Source organism: Micromonospora sp. NPDC047670 (assembly GCF_043204915.1).
GTDB lineage: Bacteria > Actinomycetota > Actinomycetes > Mycobacteriales > Micromonosporaceae > Micromonospora.
This window is the reverse complement of the sequence record NZ_JBIDDA010000033.1, coordinates 1-4,155: the sequence shown is the minus strand read 5'-3', so window position 1 is coordinate 4,155 and position 4,155 is coordinate 1. Positions and strand designations below refer to the sequence as shown.

The 4,155-nt window shown below is 76.9% G+C and carries 5 protein-coding genes; all 5 read right to left on the bottom strand.

Annotation, left to right across the window (positions count from 1 at the left end; translation table 11 throughout):
- Nucleotides 1–170, bottom strand: a 170-nt coding sequence (locus ACGF7U_RS31760) for an SDR family NAD(P)-dependent oxidoreductase (RefSeq protein WP_393113078.1), incomplete at its 3' end; no start/stop codon positions are given.
- Entirely contained in the window at nucleotides 167–1,690 is a 1,524-nt protein-coding gene (locus ACGF7U_RS31755; RefSeq protein ID WP_393113076.1) for a PfkB family carbohydrate kinase, read from the bottom strand. The genes ACGF7U_RS31755 and ACGF7U_RS31760, both read right to left, overlap by 4 nt.
- A gap of 13 nt (nucleotides 1,691–1,703) precedes the next feature.
- Entirely contained in the window at nucleotides 1,704–2,357 is a 654-nt protein-coding gene (locus ACGF7U_RS31750) for an SIS domain-containing protein (protein WP_393113074.1), read from the bottom strand.
- The gene (locus ACGF7U_RS31745; protein WP_393113072.1) at nucleotides 2,354–3,574 is read right to left on the bottom strand and encodes a glycosyltransferase; all 1,221 of its coding nucleotides are present in this window, start codon (nucleotides 3,572–3,574) and stop codon (nucleotides 2,354–2,356) included. Before ACGF7U_RS31745 ends, ACGF7U_RS31750 begins: the two co-directional genes overlap by 4 nt.
- Nucleotides 3,559–4,155: glycosyltransferase (locus ACGF7U_RS31740; RefSeq protein ID WP_393113070.1), on the bottom strand; the 597-nt coding region annotated here is incomplete at its 5' end. The genes ACGF7U_RS31740 and ACGF7U_RS31745, both read right to left, overlap by 16 nt.

Below are 4,155 nucleotides of genomic sequence, written 5' to 3'. Positions count from 1 at the left end.
TCGGCCAGGTCGCACTCCAGCCACGGCACGCCGTCGGCGGGCGGCTGCCGGTCCAGCACCACCGGCCGGCCGCCGGCCTTGGCCACCGCGGTCACGACGGCCGCGCCGAGCCCGCTCGACCCGCCGGTGACCAGCACCGTCTGCCCGGCGCCGGGCGGCGCGCCGCTCATCGGGTGCCCTCGGCCGTGCTCGGCAGCTGCGCCGACGCGTTCCCGGCCGCGGGGCCGGGCGGCGGACAGGCCGGCGGCACGGTGTCGGTGAGCGGCGGCGCGCCGGTCCGGCCGGCGGCCGACCGGGCGGCGGCGATCAGCCCGGTGGTGGAGCGCCCGTCCAGGTACGGCACCACGACGGTGTGCCCGCCCCAGCGGCGCAGGAGGTCCGCCTCCGGCAGGGCGGGCTCGCCGCCGTCGCCGGCGTAGTCGCCGCCCTTGACCCAGACGTCCGGCCGCAGCCAGGACAGCGCCGCGTGCGGCGTGGACTCGTCGAAGATCATGACCGCGTCGACGCAGCTCAGCGCCGCGAGCAGCCGGGCCCGGTCGCCCTGCGGGATCACCGGCCGGTCCGGACCCTTCAGCCCGGTCACGCTCTCGTCCGAGTTGAGACAGACGACCAGGCAGTCGCCGAGTTGCCGGGCGGCCTGCAACGTCGCCACGTGCCCCGCGTGCAGCAGGTCGAAGCACCCGCCGGTGGCCACGACCGTGCCGCCGGCGGCGCGTACCGCCGACACCGCGGCGGCCGCCGCGGCCACGCCGACGCGCTCCCCGCCGGGGCTGGACACGGCCGGCGGCAGCGGGCGCGCCGGCGGCAGCGCCGTCGCCACTCCCCCGCCGGCCACGTACGCCGACGCCTCGGCGACCGCCTCCTGCACCGCCTCGGAGACCAGTGTGCCCCGCGCGAGGGCGAGGCTGGCGGTGGCCGCGAACCGGTCGCCGGCCCCGCAGGTGTCCCCGTCGGCGACGGCCGGGGCGGACACCACCAGCGGGGTCGAGCCGGCGTGGCACAGCAGCGCGCCGTCCCCGCCCAGGGTCACCGCGACCGCGCCGGCCCGCCAGCGCCGGCGCAGCCCCTGCGCGCCCCGGGACGCGGTGGCCAGCCGGGTGGCGCCCGGCGGCACCTTGACCAGTTCCCGCACCTCGGACTCGTTGGGCGTGGCGAGGTGCACCCCCGGCACCGCCGCCGGGCCCCGCGGGTGCGGGTCCCAGACCACCGGCGCCCGGGTCGCGGCGAGGGCCGCCCGCAGCGCGGGCTGCCGGGCCACGCCACGGCCGTAGTCGCTGACCAGCACGGCGGAGGCGCTGGCGATCATCCGCAGCACCGCGTCGGAGGGCTCGCCGGGCGTGCCGGCGGCGCCGCCCCGGTCGTGGCGCAGCAGTACCCGCCCCCGGGCGCGCAGCCGGATCTTCTCCGGGGTGCCACCGCTCAGGCCGAGGGCGTACACCTGCACCCCGGCGGCGTCGAGCAGCGAGCTCAGCCGCGCACCCCCCGCGTCGTCCGCCAACGCGGTCACCAGCACCACCTCGGCGCCCTGCGCGGCGGCGAAGACCGCGGCCAGCCCGGCGCCGCCGGGCCGGTCGACGTGCGCCGTCTCGTCCAGCACGGGCACGGGCGAATCCGGACAGAGCCGGTTGACCACCCCCTCGACGTCGCGGTCCAGCAGGGTGTCGCCGACCACCACCACGGGTCCCGTCACGCTTCCCTCCTCATCACGCGTCGACCTGCTGAGCTGTGCCGCCGTCGAGCACCACCTCGACCCCCGCCCGCACGGGCGCCCCCGGCGCGGCGAGCGCGGCCGGCAGCGCCTGCTCCACGTACTCGCAGAGCAGGTGGCTGGTGACGAGGTGGAGTTCCTGGACGACCTGGCTGTCGGGTGAGGGGACGGCGAGGACGTCGTGGCAGGCGTCGGCGAGGGGGTTGGGGGTGGGTCCGGTGAGGGCCCAGCAGTGCAGTCCGGTGTCGCGGCCGGCTTGGGCGGCGGTGAGGAGGTTGGTGCTGGTGCCGCTGGTGGACATGAGCAGGAGGATGTCGCCGGGGCGGCCGTGGGCGCGGACCTGGCGGGCGAAGACTTCGTCGTAGCCGTAGTCGTTGCCGATGGCGGTGAGGGCGCTGGTTTCGGCGTGCAGGGCGATGGCGGAGAGGGGTTGGCGGTCGTCGCGCAGTTTGCCGACGAGTTCGGCGGTGAGGTGTTGGGCTTCGGCGGCGCTGCCGCCGTTGCCGGCGACCAGCAGCCGGCCGCCGTCGACCAGCCGGCGGGCCAGGGTCTCGCCCCACCCGGCCAGCAGCTCCTCGTACTGCCGGAAGGGCGGCAGCGCCGCGGCCAGGTTCGCCAGGTGCGCGTCGAGCGGGGTCGGGGCCGTCATCCGGCCACCACCCTGCTGGGCCGGCGCACCGCCGCCACGTCGTCGTAGACCTCGACCAGCCGCTCCGCCGTGGCCGCCCAGGAGTACCGTCGCCGGGCCCGTTCCCGCGCCGCCGTCGCGTACGCGAAACGGCGGATCCGGTCGTCGAGGAGGCGTTGCAGCGCGGTGCCGAGCGCGCGCGGATCCCGGGCCGGGACCAGGTCGCCGGTGACGCCGTCGACCACGGTGTCCTTGATCCCGCCCACGGCGGTGCCCACCACCGGCACGCCGCACGCCATGGCCTCCAGCGGGGTGAGCCCGAACGGCTCGTACCAGGGGGCGGCCACCAGGATGTCCGCCGAGCGGTACCAGCGGCCCATCTCCTCCCGGGGCACCGCGCCGACCAACCGCACCCGGTCGGCCACCCCGCAGGTGACCGCGAGGGCGCGCAACCGGCGGGCGTACGGGTCGGTCTCCAGCAGGCCGGCGGGCGGCCCGCCGACCACCACGCACTCGGCTCCGGGCACGTACGCCATCGCCCGGACCACGGTCTGGAAGCCCTTCCGCTCGACCAGCCGGCCCACCGTGAGGATCCGCGGCCGGCCGTCCTCCTTCTCGGCCGTCGGCCCGAGCGGGGCGAACGTGCCCAGGTTGACCCCGGACGGGACGACCGTCATCCGGGACCGCGGCACCCCCATCCGCACCAGCTCGCCGACCTCGTCCTGGCACTGCGCGATCACCCGGTCGACCGACCGGCCCAACTCCCGCTCGTAGCCGATCCGGCGGGCCGGGCTGGTGTCCTGCACGCCCTGGTGCCGCCGCTTGACCACGCCGAGGGCGTGGTAGGTCTGCACCACCGGCACCCCGGTCTGCCGGCTGGCGGCCAGCGCCGCGAGGCCGCTCATCCAGAAGTGCGCGTGGATCACCTCGGGCATCCAGTCCCCGCCCCGCCACCGGTCGACGAGCCAGCGGCTGAACTCCTTCATGTGCGGCAGCAGCGCGTCCTTCGCGACCGGCTCGGCCGGCCCGGCGGGGACGTGCACGACGTCGTAGCCGTCGGGACTGCGTACGGTCACCGGCAGGTCCACCGCGTCGCGGCGCGTGTAGACCCGCACGTCGTGTCCGGCGGCCGCGAGCGCGGCGGAGAGCTCGGCGACATGCGTGTTCTGACCGCCGGCGTCCTCGCCGCCCAGGATGGCGAGCGGGCTGGCGTGCTCCGAGATCATCGCGATGCGCATACTTCCTCCTCCAGCAGCCGGTCCCAGTCGGCGAGGAAACGGTCGAGGCCGTAGCGGTCCCGGGCGGCGGCGCGGGCCTCGGCCCCCGCCCGGCGTGCCTCCGCCGGGTCCGCCACGAACCGGCGGGCGGCGTCCAGCAGGGTGTCGATCCGGGTGGACAGGGCTCCGGCGCCGGGCGGCACCGCCATCACCGCCTCGGTGGCGGCCAGCGCGACGACCGGCATCCCGATGGACATCGCCTCGATCAGGCTCAGCCCGAGGGACGTCCACCGGCACAGGTGCAGGTACGCCCGCCGCCGCCCCAGCTCGGCGTGCATCCGGTGCTGGGGGACGTCGTCGTGGCTGGCCAGCCGGTCGGCCGGCAGGCCCAGGTGGTCGGCCAGCCCGGCCACCTTCATCCCGAAGACGTCCAGCGGCGCGATCTCGGCGAACTGGGGCAGCAGGTCGGTGCCGGTGACCCGCCAGCGGCGTACCGGCTCGTTGATGACCACGGCGAGCCGCTCCAGCTCGCCGGTGTACTCCACCGCGGGTGGGACGATGCCGTGCTCGATGACGGTGGTGCGGGTGGCGCCGGTGTCCCA